General features: G+C 63.3%; 16 protein-coding genes. 10 read left to right on the top strand and 6 right to left on the bottom strand.

Annotated features, from left to right (window positions below; all coding sequences use genetic code 11):
• Window positions 1–92 precede the first annotated feature (92 nt).
• Together U1R88_RS00885 and U1R88_RS00880 are read right to left on the bottom strand one after the other, a co-directional pair.
• Window positions 93–590, bottom strand: coding sequence for a CYTH domain-containing protein (locus U1R88_RS00885; protein ID WP_322429581.1), 498 nt, complete (start codon window positions 588–590; stop codon window positions 93–95).
• 73 nt (window positions 591–663) lie between these two features.
• Entirely contained in the window at window positions 664–1,410 is a 747-nt protein-coding gene (locus U1R88_RS00880) for an RNA methyltransferase (RefSeq protein WP_322429580.1), read from the bottom strand.
• Window positions 1,411–1,664: 254 nt separating this feature from the next.
• On the opposite strand from U1R88_RS00880, the gene U1R88_RS00875 reads away from it, so the two are divergent.
• Complete coding sequence (locus U1R88_RS00875; RefSeq protein WP_322429579.1) at window positions 1,665–1,913, top strand: hypothetical protein; 249 nt, start codon at window positions 1,665–1,667, stop codon at window positions 1,911–1,913.
• 130 nt (window positions 1,914–2,043) lie between these two features.
• On the opposite strand, the gene U1R88_RS00870 is transcribed toward U1R88_RS00875, so the two are convergent.
• Complete coding sequence (locus U1R88_RS00870) at window positions 2,044–2,166, bottom strand: hypothetical protein (RefSeq protein WP_322429578.1); 123 nt, start codon at window positions 2,164–2,166, stop codon at window positions 2,044–2,046.
• Between the two features lie 72 nt (window positions 2,167–2,238).
• Here U1R88_RS00870 and U1R88_RS00865 point away from each other — a divergent pair, with 72 nt between their 5' ends.
• The 8 genes from U1R88_RS00865 to U1R88_RS00830 all read left to right on the top strand — a co-directional run bounded on the left by U1R88_RS00865 (window position 2,239) and on the right by U1R88_RS00830 (window position 11,838).
• The gene (locus U1R88_RS00865) at window positions 2,239–4,479 is read left to right on the top strand and encodes an NADP-dependent isocitrate dehydrogenase (protein ID WP_322429577.1); all 2,241 of its coding nucleotides are present in this window, start codon (window positions 2,239–2,241) and stop codon (window positions 4,477–4,479) included.
• A 197-nt stretch (window positions 4,480–4,676) separates the two neighbouring features.
• Window positions 4,677–5,321, top strand: a complete 645-nt coding sequence (locus tag U1R88_RS00860; protein ID WP_322429576.1) for a glutathione S-transferase family protein — start codon at window positions 4,677–4,679, stop codon at window positions 5,319–5,321.
• Between the two features lie 113 nt (window positions 5,322–5,434).
• A complete protein-coding gene (locus tag U1R88_RS00855) occupies window positions 5,435–6,646 on the top strand; it encodes an NADP-dependent isocitrate dehydrogenase (RefSeq protein WP_322429575.1) in 1,212 nt (403 codons plus the stop codon).
• Between the two features lie 110 nt (window positions 6,647–6,756).
• Window positions 6,757–7,224, top strand: a complete 468-nt coding sequence (locus U1R88_RS00850) for a RidA family protein (RefSeq protein WP_068294893.1) — start codon at window positions 6,757–6,759, stop codon at window positions 7,222–7,224.
• Window positions 7,225–7,329: 105 nt separating this feature from the next.
• A complete protein-coding gene (locus tag U1R88_RS00845; protein WP_322429573.1) occupies window positions 7,330–8,568 on the top strand; it encodes a GNAT family N-acetyltransferase in 1,239 nt (412 codons plus the stop codon).
• Between the two features lie 4 nt (window positions 8,569–8,572).
• Window positions 8,573–8,986: an HIT family protein gene (locus U1R88_RS00840; protein ID WP_322429572.1), complete on the top strand. Its 414-nt coding sequence runs from the start codon at window positions 8,573–8,575 to the stop codon at window positions 8,984–8,986.
• 398 nt (window positions 8,987–9,384) lie between these two features.
• Window positions 9,385–9,945, top strand: a complete 561-nt coding sequence (locus tag U1R88_RS00835; protein ID WP_322429571.1) for a hypothetical protein — start codon at window positions 9,385–9,387, stop codon at window positions 9,943–9,945.
• Between the two features lie 465 nt (window positions 9,946–10,410).
• Window positions 10,411–11,838 (top strand): DEAD/DEAH box helicase, encoded by a 1,428-nt coding sequence (locus tag U1R88_RS00830; protein ID WP_322429570.1) that lies wholly within the window; start codon window positions 10,411–10,413, stop codon window positions 11,836–11,838.
• Window positions 11,839–11,910: 72 nt separating this feature from the next.
• Here the strand turns inward: U1R88_RS00830 and mce are convergent, their stop codons facing one another.
• A complete protein-coding gene (gene mce, locus U1R88_RS00825) occupies window positions 11,911–12,315 on the bottom strand; it encodes a methylmalonyl-CoA epimerase (RefSeq protein WP_322429569.1) in 405 nt (134 codons plus the stop codon).
• Window positions 12,312–13,439 (bottom strand): anhydro-N-acetylmuramic acid kinase, encoded by a 1,128-nt coding sequence (locus U1R88_RS00820; protein WP_322429568.1) that lies wholly within the window; start codon window positions 13,437–13,439, stop codon window positions 12,312–12,314. The genes mce and U1R88_RS00820 overlap by 4 nt, the downstream gene beginning before the upstream one ends.
• A 199-nt stretch (window positions 13,440–13,638) precedes the next feature.
• On the opposite strand from U1R88_RS00820, the gene tyrS reads away from it, so the two are divergent.
• Entirely contained in the window at window positions 13,639–14,880 is a 1,242-nt protein-coding gene (gene tyrS, locus U1R88_RS00815) for a tyrosine--tRNA ligase (protein WP_322429567.1), read from the top strand.
• Between the two features lie 60 nt (window positions 14,881–14,940).
• On the opposite strand, the gene pssA is transcribed toward tyrS, so the two are convergent.
• Window positions 14,941–15,765, bottom strand: coding sequence for a CDP-diacylglycerol--serine O-phosphatidyltransferase (gene pssA / locus U1R88_RS00810; protein ID WP_322429566.1), 825 nt, complete (start codon window positions 15,763–15,765; stop codon window positions 14,941–14,943).

Raw genomic sequence — 15,765 nt, 5'->3', positions numbered from 1 at the left:
CGGGCGCACGCCTATTCAAACCCAGATGAGTGAATGAAGCGTTGCGATCGTGATCTTTTTTTGATCCCAAAGCGGTACGCCCGATAATTTCCTCACAGGACATCAGCCGGCAGCAGTTCCTCACCCCAGCTTGCAAAGGGAAAACGCGCCAGGTTCGAATTGCCGTAGCGCCGGTCGCCCGTCACTTCCTCGCCGACCCAGTCAGGCAATGGAACGGGCTGGTCCTCGTACTCAAGCTCGACTTCGGCCAGCACCAGCCCGTGATTGGGACCGGTAAAAACGTCGACGGCCCAGCGCAATCCAGCATGGTCAACGTCGTGGCGCGTCTTGGTGACCAGAGGCTCGATCGAGAAGCGCCGGATGATCTCGGCGGCGTCGGCCTGTGGGATCTCATACTCGAACTCATGGCGGCTGCGCGTGCCCGGTTCGCTCTTGAGCGTGATGAAGCCCTTGTCGCCGTAGATCCGAATGCGTGCCCGCAACAGAGGCGTGCGGCAGAAATAGCCCTGCCGGATGACGGCGGAGCCTCGAACCTGCGGGCGCCAATCGTCGTTGCGGACAAGGAATTTGCGTTCGATCTCGACAGCCATGCAACACCCATTCCGATGGAAATGGGCGCAGCCTAGCGAGGGCCTGTGACAGGTGTTCCGCGCTCGCCCCGGTTCAATCGCGCTTGATTCGCGTGCCGTTCCGGCTGCCGACGAGCGAGGCTACCGCACCGCGCAGGGTCTGGACGTCCTGCTCGGTCATTGCCAGCCGGTGCCAGATGTTGCGGAAATTGCGCACCATCACCTCACGCTTTTCCGGCGGATAGAAGAAGGAGACCGCGTCGAGTTCCCCTTCCAGATAGTCGAAGAAGGCCAGCATGTGCTCGCGTGTCGCCGGTGGGGAGATGCGGGTGGGCGCGATCGGAGCCTTGCCGCCCGAGACCAGTTTCCACCATTCATAGCCGACCAGCAGCACCGCCTGGGCGAGATTGATCGAGGTGAAGGCCGGGCTGACCGGGAAGGAGATGATGGCATCGGCCAAGGCGACGTCGTCGTTGGAAAGTCCCATGCGCTCGGGCCCGAACAGGATGCCGCTGCGGGCGCCGTCCCCGGCCAGAGCCTGCATCTTGCCGGCGCCTTCGTCGGCGGCGAAGATATCCTTCATCTGGCCGCGCTCGCGCGCCGTGGTGGCGAAGACGTAATTGAGATCGGCAATAGCCTCTTCGGTCGTCTCGAACAGCTTGGCGTTGTCGAGCACGGCCGACGCACCGGAGGAAGCCTGGCGTGCGCCCTTCTTCGGCCAGCCGTCGCGCGGGGAGACCAGGCGCATCTCGCTAAGGCCGAAATTCATCATCGCGCGGGCGCACATGCCGATATTCTCGGCGAGCTGGGGGCGGACCAGGATCACGGCGGGGGGCGTCACGGCAGTGCTCGCATTCGACTGAGACATCACGAAAAAGGCTCGAAAACAGGAAAAGTCCGGGCTGCATAGACCATTCGGCGGATAAAGACAGCTTCTTTGCAAGGCCCCGAACTAGGACGGTCCATGTTCCCGCGGATACACGCCGCCGATCGGTGGCCGAGCCAATGTGCCCGAACGCACCGCCGGGCCGGATCTGCGTCGCTAGGATGCCTTCATCAACAAGGGCACGAAGCCCGGCTTAAAGGACCACGATTATGCGCAAGATCTTTCTGACCCTCGCTTTCGCTGCCACGACCTTCACCGCCGCCACCGCTTCGTCCTTCGCCGATGATTGCGACAATGGCTATGCGAGCGGCTACAATTATCCCACCTACTCCAATTCCTATCGCGTAACCCAGACCTATAGCCGCACGACCTATTACGATTGCCGGACGGTGAGCTATCGCGTCTGGGATGATTATGCGCAGAGCTACATCTATCGCACCCGTGAAGTGTGCAACTGACCGCAGCTGATCTGCCCCATCCGCCTTATACGATTGACCGACACTCCCGTGAGCCCAGCTCCGGGAGTGTTTTGCCGTGCTGATCACAAGCCTTCGGTACCGTGGCATAGCCCCACGTTACGGGCATAATTCAGTTGCCGAAGCCTGAAGCAGGTGGCAGTTTCAGGAGGTCATCGAGCGCCAAGTCATCGAGGTCACCCGTTGCCGGAAAGACACGCCCCCTGACCACCCCGTCCTGCAATTCACGGAGCACTCAGCGCCGATCCGTATGTCGGCGTGAGCGCCTTTTGTTGCCCTGACTCCGACTGACCAAGGAAGCCAGCGTATGAGCGCCACACCTCCCACCATCATCTACACGCTGACCGATGAAGCCCCGGCATTGGCGACCGCCGCTTTCCTGCCCATCGTCCGCACCTTCGCCGCGCCCGCCGGCATCGAGGTCGCCACCAGCGACATTTCGGTTGCCGGCCGCATCCTCGGTGAATTTCCGGAATTCCTGACCGACGCGCAACGTGTTCCCGACAATCTGGCGGAGCTCGGCCGGCTGACGCTGCTGCCCGACACCAACATCATCAAGCTGCCCAATATCAGCGCCTCGGTGGCGCAGTTGACGGCGGCGATCCGGGAATTGCAGGCCAAGGGCTACAAGATCCCGGACTATCCCGAGAACCCGAAATCGGACGAGGAGAAGTCGATCCGCGCTCGCTATGCCAAATGTATCGGCAGCGCCGTGAACCCGGTGCTACGCGAAGGCAATTCGGATCGCCGCGCACCGCTGGCGGTGAAGAACTATGCACGCAAGAACCCGCACAGTATGGCCGAATGGAGCCAGGCGTCACGCACGCATGTCTCCCACATGCATGACGGCGACTTCTACCATGGCGAGAAGTCGATGACGCTCGACAAGGCGCGCGACGTGAAGATGGAGCTGATCACCACCAGCGGCAAGACCATCGTGCTCAAGCCCAAGGTCTCGCTGCAGGACGGCGAGATCATCGATTCCATGTTCATGAGCAAGAAGGCGCTGCTGGATTTCTACGAAAAGCAGATCGAGGACGCGCACAAGACCGGGGTGATGTTCTCGCTCCATGTGAAGGCCACGATGATGAAGGTGTCGCACCCCATCGTGTTCGGCCATTGCGTGAAGATCTTCTACCGCGATGCCTTCGCCAAGCACGGCAAGCTGTTCGACGAGCTCGGCGTCAACGTCAACAACGGCATGGTCGACCTCTACAACAAGATCGGGACCCTGCCGCAAAGCATGCAGGACGAGATCAAGCGCGACCTGCATGCCTGCCACGAGCACCGGCCCGAGTTGGCCATGGTCGACTCGGCCAAGGGCATCACCAATTTCCACTCGCCCAACGACATCATCGTGGACGCCTCCATGCCCGCCATGATCCGCAATGGCGGCAAGATGTGGGGTGCCGACGGCCGCCTGAAGGACGTCAAGGCCGTGATGCCGGAAAGCACCTTCGCCCGCATCTACCAGGAGATGATCAACTTCTGCAAATGGCACGGCGCCTTCGATCCCCGCACCATGGGCACCGTGCCGAATGTCGGCCTGATGGCGCAGCAGGCCGAGGAATATGGCTCGCACGACAAGACCTTCGAGGTCCCCGAGGACGGCGTGGCCAACATCACAGATCTCGCGACCGGCGAGGTGCTGTTGAGCGAAACCGTCGAGCAGGGCGACATCTGGCGCATGTGCCAGGTCAAGGACATGGCCGTGCGCGACTGGGTCAAGCTCGCGGTCACGCGCGCCCGCAATTCCGGCATGCCCGCACTGTTCTGGCTGGACCCCTATCGCCCGCACGAGGCACAGTTGATCGCCAAGGTGAAGGCCTACCTCGCCGAGCACGACACCACCGGTCTCGACATCCAGATCATGAGCCAGGTACGCGCCATGCGCTATACGCTGGAGCGGGTGATCCGTGGCCTGGACACGATTTCCGTCACCGGCAACATCCTGCGCGACTATCTCACCGACCTCTTCCCCATCATGGAGCTCGGCACCTCGGCCAAGATGCTGTCCATCGTGCCCCTCATGGCCGGCGGCGGCATGTATGAAACGGGTGCGGGCGGTTCGGCGCCCAAACACGTGCAGCAATTGGTGGAGGAAAACCATCTACGATGGGATTCGCTGGGCGAGTTCCTGGCGCTGGCCGTCTCGCTGGAGGATCTCGGCATCAAGACGGGCAACGCCAAGGCCAAGCTGCTCGCCAAGACGCTGGATGCGGCGACCGGCAAGCTCCTGGACAACAAGAAGTCCCCCTCGCCCCGCACCGGCGAACTGGACAACCGCGGCAGCCAATTCTACCTGGCCCTGTACTGGGCCCAGGAACTCGCCGCCCAGACGGAAGACTCGGCCCTGCGGGCGCACTTCAAACCACTGGCCGAGGCGCTGGAGCGCGACGAGGCCAAGATCCTGGCCGAGCTCGCAGCCGTGCAGGGCAAGCCCGCGGATATCGGCGGCTATTATCTGCCCGACCGGCAGAAATGCGAGGCGGTGATGCGGCCGAGCGCCACGCTCAATGCGGTGCTGGCGCAGGTGGGAGCAGCATAGGGCTGCGGGATGTGCGAAGTGTCAGCCGGCGGCTGACACTCCACCGGCACGGCCCCCGCCGCGCCGGCATTGTGCTGTCTTCGGTAACCTCGACCCCACGCGTTCCACGGTCGTAGTCCCGGTTCGGCGAGGCATTGCCCTGGCCAAATCCGGTTGCATGGCTATGCTCCTGCCAGCACTTCCAGCAGGACAGCCCCATGAGCGATGAACTCGTCTTCTACACCAATCCGATGTCGCGCGGCCGCATTGCCCGCTGGATGCTCGAGGAAACCGGCCAGCCTTATCGCACCGAGATCCTCGACTTCGGCACCAGCATGAAATCGGCCGACTATCTCGCCCTCAACCCCATGGGCAAGGTTCCGGCCATTGCCCATCGCGGCGTGGTCGTCACTGAGGGCGGCGCCGTCTGCGCCTATCTCGCCGATGCCTTTCCGCAGGCCGGACTGGCGCCGCCGCCCGGCTCGCCGCAGCGGGGTCTTTACTATCGCTGGATGTTCTTCGCGGCCGGCCCGGTCGAGGCCGCGGTGACCAACAAGGCGTTGAACATCGAGATCCCCGACGAGCGCAAGCGCATGGTCGGCTATGGCTGCTATGCCGACGTGATCGACGCTCTCGACTATGCCGTCTCCCAGAACGAGTTCATCGCGGGAGACCGCTTCTCGGCTGCCGACGTCTATTTCGGCTCGCAGATCGGCTGGGGCCTGATGTTCAAGACGATCGAGCCGCGCCCGGCCCTCACCGCCTATTGGCAGCGAATCGCCGGCCGTCCCGCCGCCATCCGGGCCCGCGAGATCGATGACAGGCTGGTTGCCGAGGCCAAGCGGGCCCCAGCCCCGCAGTAACTGCCCGGTTTCACCCGGCAAAAACAGCAGGCGCTATCGTCGGCCGAACTTCCCCCAGCTGGATCACGGTGCTATAGCCCCGCCGATATTTCCCAATAAATGAGGCTTGTACGATGGCGAAGATCAAGGTGGCCAATCCGGTCGTCGATATGGACGGCGACGAGATGACCCGGATCATCTGGCAGCAGATCAAGGACAAGCTGATCTTCCCTTATCTCGACCTCCAGCTCGACTATTACGACCTCAGCATCGAGAACCGGGACAAGACCCGCGACCGCGTCACCGTCGAGGCGGCGGAGGCCACCAAGCGCCACGGCGTGGCGGTGAAATGCGCCACCATCACGCCGGACGAAGCCCGCGTGAAGGAATTCAATCTCCAGGAAATGTGGAAGTCGCCCAACGGCACCATCCGCAACATCCTCGGCGGCGTGATCTTCCGCGAGCCCATCATCTGCCGCAACGTGCCCCGTCTGGTGCCGGGCTGGACCCAGCCGATCGTCGTCGGCCGCCATGCCTTCGGCGACCAGTATCGCGCCACCGATTTCCGCTTCCCCGGCAAGGGCACGCTCAGCATCAAGTTCGTCGGCGAGGACGGCTCGGTGATCGAGAAGGAAGTGTTCAAGTCGCCGGGGGATGGCGTGGCGCTCGCCATGTACAACCTCGACGAATCGATCCGCGAGTTTGCGCGCGCCTCGTTCAACTACGGCCTGCAGCGCAATTTCCCGGTCTACCTGTCGACCAAGAACACCATTCTCAAGGTCTATGACGGGCGCTTCAAGGACATCTTCGCCGAAGTCTTCGCCAATGAGTTCAAGGCCGAGTTCGACAAGCGCAAGCTGACCTACGAGCATCGCCTGATCGACGACATGGTCGCGTCGGCACTGAAATGGTCGGGCGGCTATGTCTGGGCCTGCAAGAACTATGACGGCGACGTGCAGTCCGACATCGTGGCCCAGGGCTTTGGCTCGCTCGGCCTGATGACCTCCGTGCTGCTCAGCCCCGACGGCAAGACGGTGGAAGCAGAAGCTGCCCATGGCACGGTGACGCGCCACTACCGCGAACACCAGAAGGGCAAGGAGACCTCGACCAACTCCATCGCCTCGATCTTCGCCTGGACGCGCGGCCTCGCCCATCGCGCCAAGCTCGACGACAATGCCGAACTCGCCAAATTCGCCGCGACCCTGGAGAAGGTCTGCGTCGCCACCGTCGAGACCGGCTTCATGACAAAGGATCTGGCCTTGCTGGTCGGTCCCGATCAGAGCTGGCTGTCGACCACCGGCTTCCTCGACAAGATCGACGAGAACCTCAAGAAGGCCATGGCCTGATTTTTTTGGGATCGCAGGCTTCCAGCCTGACTTTCCTGAAAAAGCATGGCATTTCCCAGAGCAGGCAAAGATGCCTGCGATCTCAGGCCCCTCACTTTGAAGGCTTCCCCATGTCAGCCATCGACGCCCGCCTTGCCGAACTCGGCATCACCCTGCCCACCCCTGCCGCTCCGGTCGCCAACTATGTCGGCACGGTGCGCACCGGTAACACCCTCGTGATCTCCGGCCAGCTCTGCTTCAACAATGAGGGCAAGCTGGCCGCCACCGGCAAGCTCGGCACCGGCACGGTCACCGTCGAGGACGCCCGTGTCGCCGCCCGTTACTGCGCCATCAATATCCTGGCGCAGATCAAGGCTGCCGTCGGCTCGCTCGACAATGTGGTGCGCGTGGTCCGCCTCGGCGGCTTCATTGCCGCCGCGCCGGAGTTCACCACCCATCCGATGGTGATGAACGGTGCCTCCGACCTGATGGTCGAGGTCTTCGGCGACAAGGGGCGCCATGCCCGCTCCACCGTGGGCGTGCCCTCCCTTCCCCTCGATGCGACCGTCGAGGTCGAGGCGCTGATCGAAGTCGCCTGAGGCCGCGCATACGGGGCGCGGCAACGCAACTCGAGCCGCGCCTCTTGCATTCGACGCGAATAGGCCCAAATTCCCCGGACAGGTATCGGTTGAGGGAATGCAGGCTTGAGCGACCAGGGCTTTACGATCAAGGCAGCTTCCTCGATCGAGGCCATCGGCCGCCAGGCCTGGGATCGCTGCGCCAATCCCCTCGCCGCCACGCCCCAGGATTGCCCATCCGGGCGTCATCCGGGTGCCGAGGACGAAGCGGCTGCTCCCGATCCTTCGGCCGAACACTTCAATCCCTTCATTTCCTACGATTTCCTGCATGCTCTCGAAGCGAGCGGCTGTGTCGGCGGACGCTCGGGCTGGACGCCCCTCCATCTGTTCGTCACCCACGAAGACGATAGGGTCGCCGGCGTCATGCCCGCCTATGGCAAGAGCCACAGCCAAGGCGAATATGTCTTCGACTGGGGCTGGGCCGATGCCTACGAACGGGCCGGCGGTCAATACTATCCCAAGCTCCAGGTGAGCATCCCCTTCACGCCGGCGACGGGCCGGCGCTTCCTGGTCGCGCCGGGCGAGGACGCCGCCCTCGTCTCGTCGGCCCTGGTGAAGGGCGCCAAGGCCGCCCTGTCATCCATCGGCGGCTCTTCGATCCACGCCACCTTTATCGGCCATGACGACTGGCAATGGCTCGGCGGCCAGGGCTTTCTGCAGCGCACCGACCAGCAGTTTCATTGGCTCAACGAGGGCTATGACGATTTCGAGGCCTTTCTGGCTTCCCTTGCCTCCCGCAAGCGCAAGACCATCAAGCGCGAGCGTCGCGATGCGCTCGCGAACGGCATCACTATCGAGAGGCTGACCGGGGCTGCCATCACGAAGGAGGCCTGGGACGCCTTCTACGCCTTCTACATGGACACCGGCTCACGCAAATGGGGCCGTCCCTACCTCAATCGCAAATTCTATGCCCTCATCGGCGAGACCATGGCCGAGCATGTCCTGCTGGTGATGGCCAGGCGCGAGGGCCGCTACATCGCTGGTGCCATCAACTTCATCGGCTCCGACACGCTCTACGGCCGGAACTGGGGCTGCATCGAGGACCACCCCTTCCTGCATTTCGAGGTGTGCTATCATCAGGCCATCGAGTTTGCCATCGAGCGCCGCCTCCGGCGCGTGGAAGCCGGAGCCCAGGGCGAACACAAGCTGGCGCGCGGCTATCGGCCCGTGACAACCTATTCCGCCCATTATATTGCGGATCCCGGTTTTCGCCGGGCGGTCGACGACTATCTCGCGCATGAGCGCGCCGAAATTGCCGCCCACCACGAAGCTCTCGACGAGGCAACGCCCTTCAGGAAAGGATAGCGGCATGACCGCTTATGATCCCGACAATATCTTCGCCAAGCTGCTGCGTGGGGAAATTCCCAACCACACGCTCTACGAGGACGATCGCACCCTCGCCTTCCTCGACATCATGCCGATCGTCGACGGGCATAGCCTGGTGATCCCCAAGAAGCCGGCGCGCAACATCTTCGACGTGGAGCCGGAGGAACTGGCCTACCTCGCCCAGATCGCCCAGAAGGTTTCGCTCGCCGCCTGCAAGGCGTTCGGCGCGGACGGCCACACGCTGCGCCTGCATTCCGAAGTCTCTGGTGGGCAGGAAGTGCCGCATATCCATTTCCACATCCTGCCGATGAAGACGGGCGTTCCCGTCCGCCCGCGCGCCATGGCCGATCACGCCATCCTCGGCCAGCACGCAGCCAAGATCCGCGCCCTGCTGTAGGCGCGCTGGGATCGCAGGCGTCTCGCCTGCATCCTGGAACTGCCGAGTTCACAGCAGACGAAGAGGCAGACAAGACGCTTGGGGTCCCGGGAAATCCCTGCTCAGACCAGCCGACGTAATTGCTCACCCTTGGTCATCCCGTACGCGATGCAGCATGCAATGCTGCTTCGCAGATACGGGATCGCGCTGAGACTGAACCTCGATTGGCTTGCGATCCCGGATCTGCGCCGCATCACCATGTGCTGCAGCGCGTCCGGGATGACCCATATGCACAATTACCCCTCGACGAAACTTGCCCCGGCAAAATTTCTTGGCGCTTGATTCGCCTTGGCAAGTTTTTCTTCACCATCACGCGCAATAGTGATTCTCACTGAGGTCGCGTTGAGTTGGAGTTCGTCATGTTGGTCGCAAGTGCTGTCGATATCACTGTCGGCTGGCTTTGGCACACTGCCTACCGGGCCCGCCACCACTGGAAACTGAAGCGCGAAGGCGCCCTGGTTGCCGCCGGTTTCGTGGCTTTCGTCGGCGCCATTGACACGGCTCGCTCGATCCACGCGGCACCGGCTGCACCTGCCGAGGTCGCAGCGGTGGCAGCCCCTGCCCCCGTGACGACGCCGGTCATTGCCAATCTTGCTCCGGCACCGGCTGCACCTGCCGCTGTGCCTACCGCGGATGCCAATTCGATGCAGGCAGCGGCCAATCCCCTCGCGCCGCAATTCCCAATCATCCAGGATCAGACTGGGTCGATCGACCAGGCTGATCCGATCGAGACCATCCTGCCGATGGATCCGGAAGCCCAGCGCGACGACCCCATCGCACGCAAGATCAACGAACGTTTCGGCGAAGCCACCGAAGCGCCTGTCGTCAAGAAGCCCAAGCCCCGCCCGGTCAAGACCGCCGAAGCCAAGCCCGCCAAGCCTCCGGTCAAGCCCGCCAAGAAGAAGACCGAGGCCGAATAACGCTGGCTCATCATCATGCAGAAGTAAGGCGGGCCAATGCCCGCCTTTTTTGTTTTGCGTGTTTTAACGAGAGTCGAATGCACTCACCGCTGCGTGTCTATTTTTCCAGCTCATCGTTTTCACGTGCCTTCGTTATTCGAATGCCTCCATCAAATCGCAAGGCGCCTTTGCTTCGCCTTCGTTGAAATGACGCCAGGGAAAGATCGTCGTCCCGACTGCTCGGGCATGCAATCCCGCCGTCTCATCATCACCAAAAGCGCCTATCAAGCAGTAAACCAGCGCAAAGGCCCTGAAAATCGAGCACAAACCGCGGCTTTGACCGGCAAAACCATTGACATTTCCTCGCCTAACCCTATGGTCGCGCCATCCGGGCCCACCCGATAGGGCCCCTTTTGTCCGTGCGGCGATGCGAGCCGCCCTCCGCCGTCCGATCGGGGCGGCCTCTGTTGGTTCGACATTTCCGCAATGAGCTTCGCTGAACTCGGTCTCTCTTCAAAGGTCCTCGCCGCCGTGGAAGCGGCCGGATACACCAATCCCACACCCATCCAGGCCCAGGCCATTCCCCACGTGCTGCAACGCCGTGACGTGCTCGGCATCGCCCAGACCGGCACAGGCAAGACGGCAGCCTTCACGCTGCCCATGCTGACGCTGCTGGAAAAGGGACGCGCCCGCGCCCGGATGCCACGCACGCTGATCCTGGAGCCGACCCGCGAATTGGCCGCGCAGGTCCAGGAGAATTTCGATCGCTACGGGAGCAAGAGCGGCCTGTCGGTTGCCCTCCTGATCGGCGGTGTCTCCTTCGGTGACCAGGATGCCAAGATCACGCGCGGCGTCGACGTGCTGATCGCCACGCCCGGCCGCCTGCTCGATCACGTCGAGCGCGGCAAGCTGCTGCTTACCGGCGTCGAGCTTCTTGTCATCGACGAAGCTGACCGCATGCTCGACATGGGCTTCATTCCCGACATCGAGCGTATCTGCAAGCTGGTGCCCTTCACTCGGCAGACACTGTTTTTCACCGCGACGATGCCGGCGGAGATCAAGCGCATCACCGACCAGTTCCTGCATAATCCGGTGCAGGTGGAGGTCAGCCGGCCGGCCACCGCCGCCACGACGATCACCCAGGCTCTGGTGCATACCAAATCGCCCCCCGCGGAAAAGCGCGTGACCCTGCGCCGCCTGATCCGTTCGGCGGAGAATCTCAAGAACGCCATCGTCTTCTGCAACCGCAAGTCGGAAGTGGCCATCCTGCACCGCTCGCTGGTGCGCCACGGTTTCGGCGCCGTTGCCCTGCATGGCGACATGGATCAGCGCGCCCGCATGGCCGCGCTGGAAAGCTTCCGCAATGGCGAGATGCCGATCCTGGTGGCTTCGGACGTCGCCGCGCGCGGTCTCGACATTCCCGAAGTCAGCCATGTCTTCAATTTCGACGTGCCTGTCCATGCCGACGACTATGTCCACCGCATCGGCCGAACGGGCCGCGCCGGCCGGTCGGGCTGGGCATTCACCCTGGTCAGTTCCGCCGACGGCAAGCATGTCTCCGCCATCGAGACCTTGACCGGCGGCAAGATCCCCTTCACCGGTGATCCGCCGCCGATCGACGGTGATGAAGAGGAAGAAATCCACGCCAAGCCGCGGCGCGGGCGTCGCGAGCGCGGCAGCAAGACCGAGGAACCGCGCCAGCACGGCAAGAGCCGCGAGGCGAAGCCCGCGCGCGAGCGCGACGAAACGCCCAAGGCCCCGCGCCACGAGCCGCAGCCAACCTCCGAGCAGCGCCGGCCGCAATCGGACAGGCCGCGTCGACGCGACGAGGATGACGGTCCGGTGGTGATTGGCATGGGCGATCACGTGCCATCCTTCCTGCTCACGCCGATCCGGCGCAAGAGCAACGGCTGAGACCACACGTTTCGACCAAGACGAGTGAAGCGCGACTTCCTTCTCCCCTTGCGGGAGAAGGCTGGTTGCGCCTCAAACCTGTTCCAGTTCGACCAGCGTACCCGAGAAATCCTTGGGATGCAGGAACAGCACCGGCTTACCGTGGGCACCGATCTTCGGCTCACCGTCCCCCAGGACGCGCGCCCCCGCTTGTTTCAGCTGGTCCCGCGTGGCGAGGATGTCGTCGACCTCGTAGCAGATGTGGTGCATGCCCCCGTCCGGGTTCTTCTCGAGGAAGCGCGCGATCGGCGAGGCCTCACCCAAGGGTTCCAGGAGCTCGATCTTGGTGTTGGGCAATTCGATGAAGACGACGGTGACACCGTGCTCCGGCAGGACCTGGGGCTGCGAGACATGCGCACCGAGCGTATCGCGATAGACGGCGGTGGCTACACCGAGGTCGCGCACGGCGATGGCGACGTGATTGAGACGACCGATCATGCGCTTGCCCGCTTCTGGCCCGGCACGGCGAGGATGCCGCCGGTGAGCGCCTTGCGGACGCCGGTGCTGGAGGGAAAGGTCAGGGGCAGCCCCTTCAGGGATCGAACCGCGAGATAGGCAAAAGCCTGCGCTTCCATCATCGACGCCGACCAGCCGAACTCGTCGGCCGTACGAACGGGCACACCGGTCTCGGTGCGCAGGAAATTGAGGATTGCCGGATTGCGGGCGCCGCCGCCGCAGACGATCCACAATTTCGGCTCGGCGGGCAGCCATTGCCGCGCGGCCGCCGCGCTGCGGGCGGTGAAGGCGGCCAGGGTCGCCACCGCATCGGGCGTGGACAATTCCGCCACCGCTTCGCGGGAAAAGGCGTTGCGGTCGAGCGATTTGGGTGGCGCCTCGCCGAAATAGGGATGCGCCATCAACTGGCCGAGCACCGTCTCGTCGACCTTGCCGGCCAGGGCCTGCCTGCCGTCCTGGTCCAGGGCGATGCCGGTGCGCTCCATCATCAAGTCGTCGATCAGCGCATTGGCGGGGCCGGTGTCGAAGGCGATCGGGTCGCGCCCCGTTGCAACGTAGCTGACATTGCCGACACCGCCCAGATTGAGCACGGCGACGGGTCCGGCAAGCTTGGCGGCCTGCACCAGGGCCTGATGATAGACCGGCACCAGCGGCGCGCCCTGCCCGTCCTCGGCCACGTCGGCGGCCCGCATGTCATAGACGGTCTGGATGCCGAGGCTGTCGGCGAGCGCCTGGCCGTCGCCGAGCTGCACGGTCAGCTTCTCCTGCGGGCGGTGCAGTACCGTCTGGCCGTGGAAGCCGATGACATCGATATCATCGGGGCTGAGATCATGCGCCTTGAGGAAATCGGAAACGACGTCGGCATGCTTGCGGGTGATCAGCCGCTCGGCCGCCACCAGGGCGTCGGGACGCTCATTGCGACGCTTCATCGCCACCGCATCGGCCAGGGCTTGCCGCAGCAGGCTGCGCTCTTCCTCATTGTAAGCGAGCTCGACTGTCGGTCCCATATCGACGGTGCCCTCGCCGTCCGTCTCGATCAGGGCGGCATCGATACCGTCCATCGAGGTCCCGGACATCAGCCCGAGTGCCGTCATCATCGTCTTCATGCGCAAATCACCCGATTTCGCGGCGTCCCTGTACCAAAGCGCCGCCAAACCTGTTAGAGGGCGCTTAAAGCGTTTTGTGATCTGGCGGACACGCCAGCAATCGCAAAGACGCGTCGAACCAAAGAGCTAGAGCAAACGGACGTTTCCGTCCAAACACGCTTTGCTCTAGACATCTATAAGCCGTTTGAAAGCGTTTGCCATGACCGCGTTAAAATCCGATTTCCTGCGCACCCTCACCGAGCGCGGCTTCATTCACCAGGTATCGGATCTGGAAGGCCTCGACGAGAAGGCCGCCGGCGGACGCCTGACCGCCTATGTCGGCGTCGATCTCACGGCAAGTTCGCTGCATATCGGCCATCTCGTGCCGATCATGATGCTGCACTGGCTGCAGAAGACGGGCCACCGCCCCATCACCCTGATGGGCGGCGGCACCACACGCGTCGGCGACCCCTCCGGCCGTGATGAAACCCGCCGCATCCTGCCGCTCGAGCAGATCGAGGCGAACAAGAACAGCATCCTCAAGGTCTATGACAAGTTCATCGACTATGCCGACGAGCGCGCCATCCTGGTCGACAATGCCGATTGGCTGACCAAGCTCAACTATATCGAGATGCTGCGCGACATCGGCCGCCACTTCTCGGTCAATCGCATGATGTCCTTCGATTCGGTGAAGCTGCGTCTCGACCGTGAGCAGGAGCTCTCCTTCATCGAATTCAACTACATGATCCTGCAAGCCTATGATTTCGTGGAGCTTTCCAGGCGCTACGACTGCGTGCTGCAGATGGGCGGCTCCGACCAGTGGGGCAACATCATCAACGGCATCGATCTCGGCCGCCGCATGGGAACGCCGCAGCTCTACGCCCTCACCTGCCCGCTACTGACCACCGCCTCGGGCGCCAAGATGGGCAAGACCGCCGCCGGCGCCGTCTGGCTCAACGAAGACATGCTCTCGGCCTATGACTACTGGCAGTATTGGCGCAACACGGAGGACGCCGACGTCGAGCGCTTCCTCAAGCTGTTTACCACGCTGCCGCTCGACGAGATCGCCCGCCTCGCCGCCCTCGGTGGCTCGGAGATCAACGAGGCCAAGAAGCGCCTGGCCACCGAGGCGACAGCCCTCGTCCATGGCCGCGACAAGGCCAAGGCGGCCGAGGAGACCGCGCGCAAGACCTTCGAGGAAGGCACGCTGGCCGGCGACCTGCCGAGCTTCGAGCTGGCGGGCCTCGCCGAAGGCGTGGGCCTGCTCAATGCCTTCGTGCAAGCCGGCCTGGTGCCGTCGACCAGCGAGGCGCGCCGCCAGATCGCCAGCGGCGGCCTGCGGGTGAATGACGCTTCAGTCAGCGATCCCAAGGCGGTGTTGACCTCGGCCGACGTCACCGCCGACGGCGTGATCAAGTTGTCGCTCGGCAAGAAGAAGCACGTGCTGGCAAGGCCTGTGTAAGGAGCGCGGACATCACAGCGACATGCCTTCATGTCGCTGTGATGTCCGCGCTCCAAAGAACTACTCGCTCCTGTGCTCCACCTGCAGCGAGGCCTGATAGGCCCTTGCCTGCTTGCGGTAGTAGATGACGCCGAACGGAATGGTCGCCAGATAACCGACGGTGAGCGAGGTCAGCGACTCCCAGGGATAGAGGGCCAGCAGCATCACCACCACCACGGCGACCACGAAGATCGGCAGCACCCATTCGCGTGGAATGCGATTGCCCAGCTTCTTACCCGAGAAGGTCGGGATGGTGGAGATCATCAGGAAGGCGATGAGCAGCACATAGGCCAGCTCATATTTGGCATGGCTCGGCTCATGGGTGAGGCCGAGGAAATCCAGGTAGATCGGCAGCAGCACCGTGCAGGCGCCCGCCGGCGCCGGCATGCCGGTGAAGAAGTTTGCCTGGAAGGCCGGCCGGTTGGGATCGCTGCTGGTCACGTTGAAGCGGGCGAGGCGCAGCACCATGCAGATGGCGAAGACCAGCGAGCCGATCCACCCAATCGATCGCAGATCGTGCAATCCCCAGAAATAGAGAACGATGCCGGGAACCACGCCGAAATTCACGAAATCGGCAAGCGAATCGAGCTCCGCTCCGAATTTCGAGGTGCCCTTGAGATAGCGCGCCACGCGTCCATCGACGCCGTCCAGCAGCGCTGCGACCACGATGCAGCCGATGGCGAGGTCGAGCTTGTTCTCGATGGCCAGGCGAATGGCCGTCATGCCCGCGCAGAGCGCGAGCAGCGTGATCATGTTGGGAATGAGGACGCGCAGCGGAATGGCACGCCGCCTCGTTCCCTCGGGATCCGGACTTCCAGGCTGAAAAGGCGGGAAGAGCGGGTCCAT

The organism is Labrys sedimenti, from assembly GCF_034424805.1.
GTDB classification, from domain to species: Bacteria; Pseudomonadota; Alphaproteobacteria; order Rhizobiales; family Labraceae; genus Labrys; species Labrys sedimenti.
This window is presented reverse-complemented; position numbering and strand designations above follow the sequence as displayed.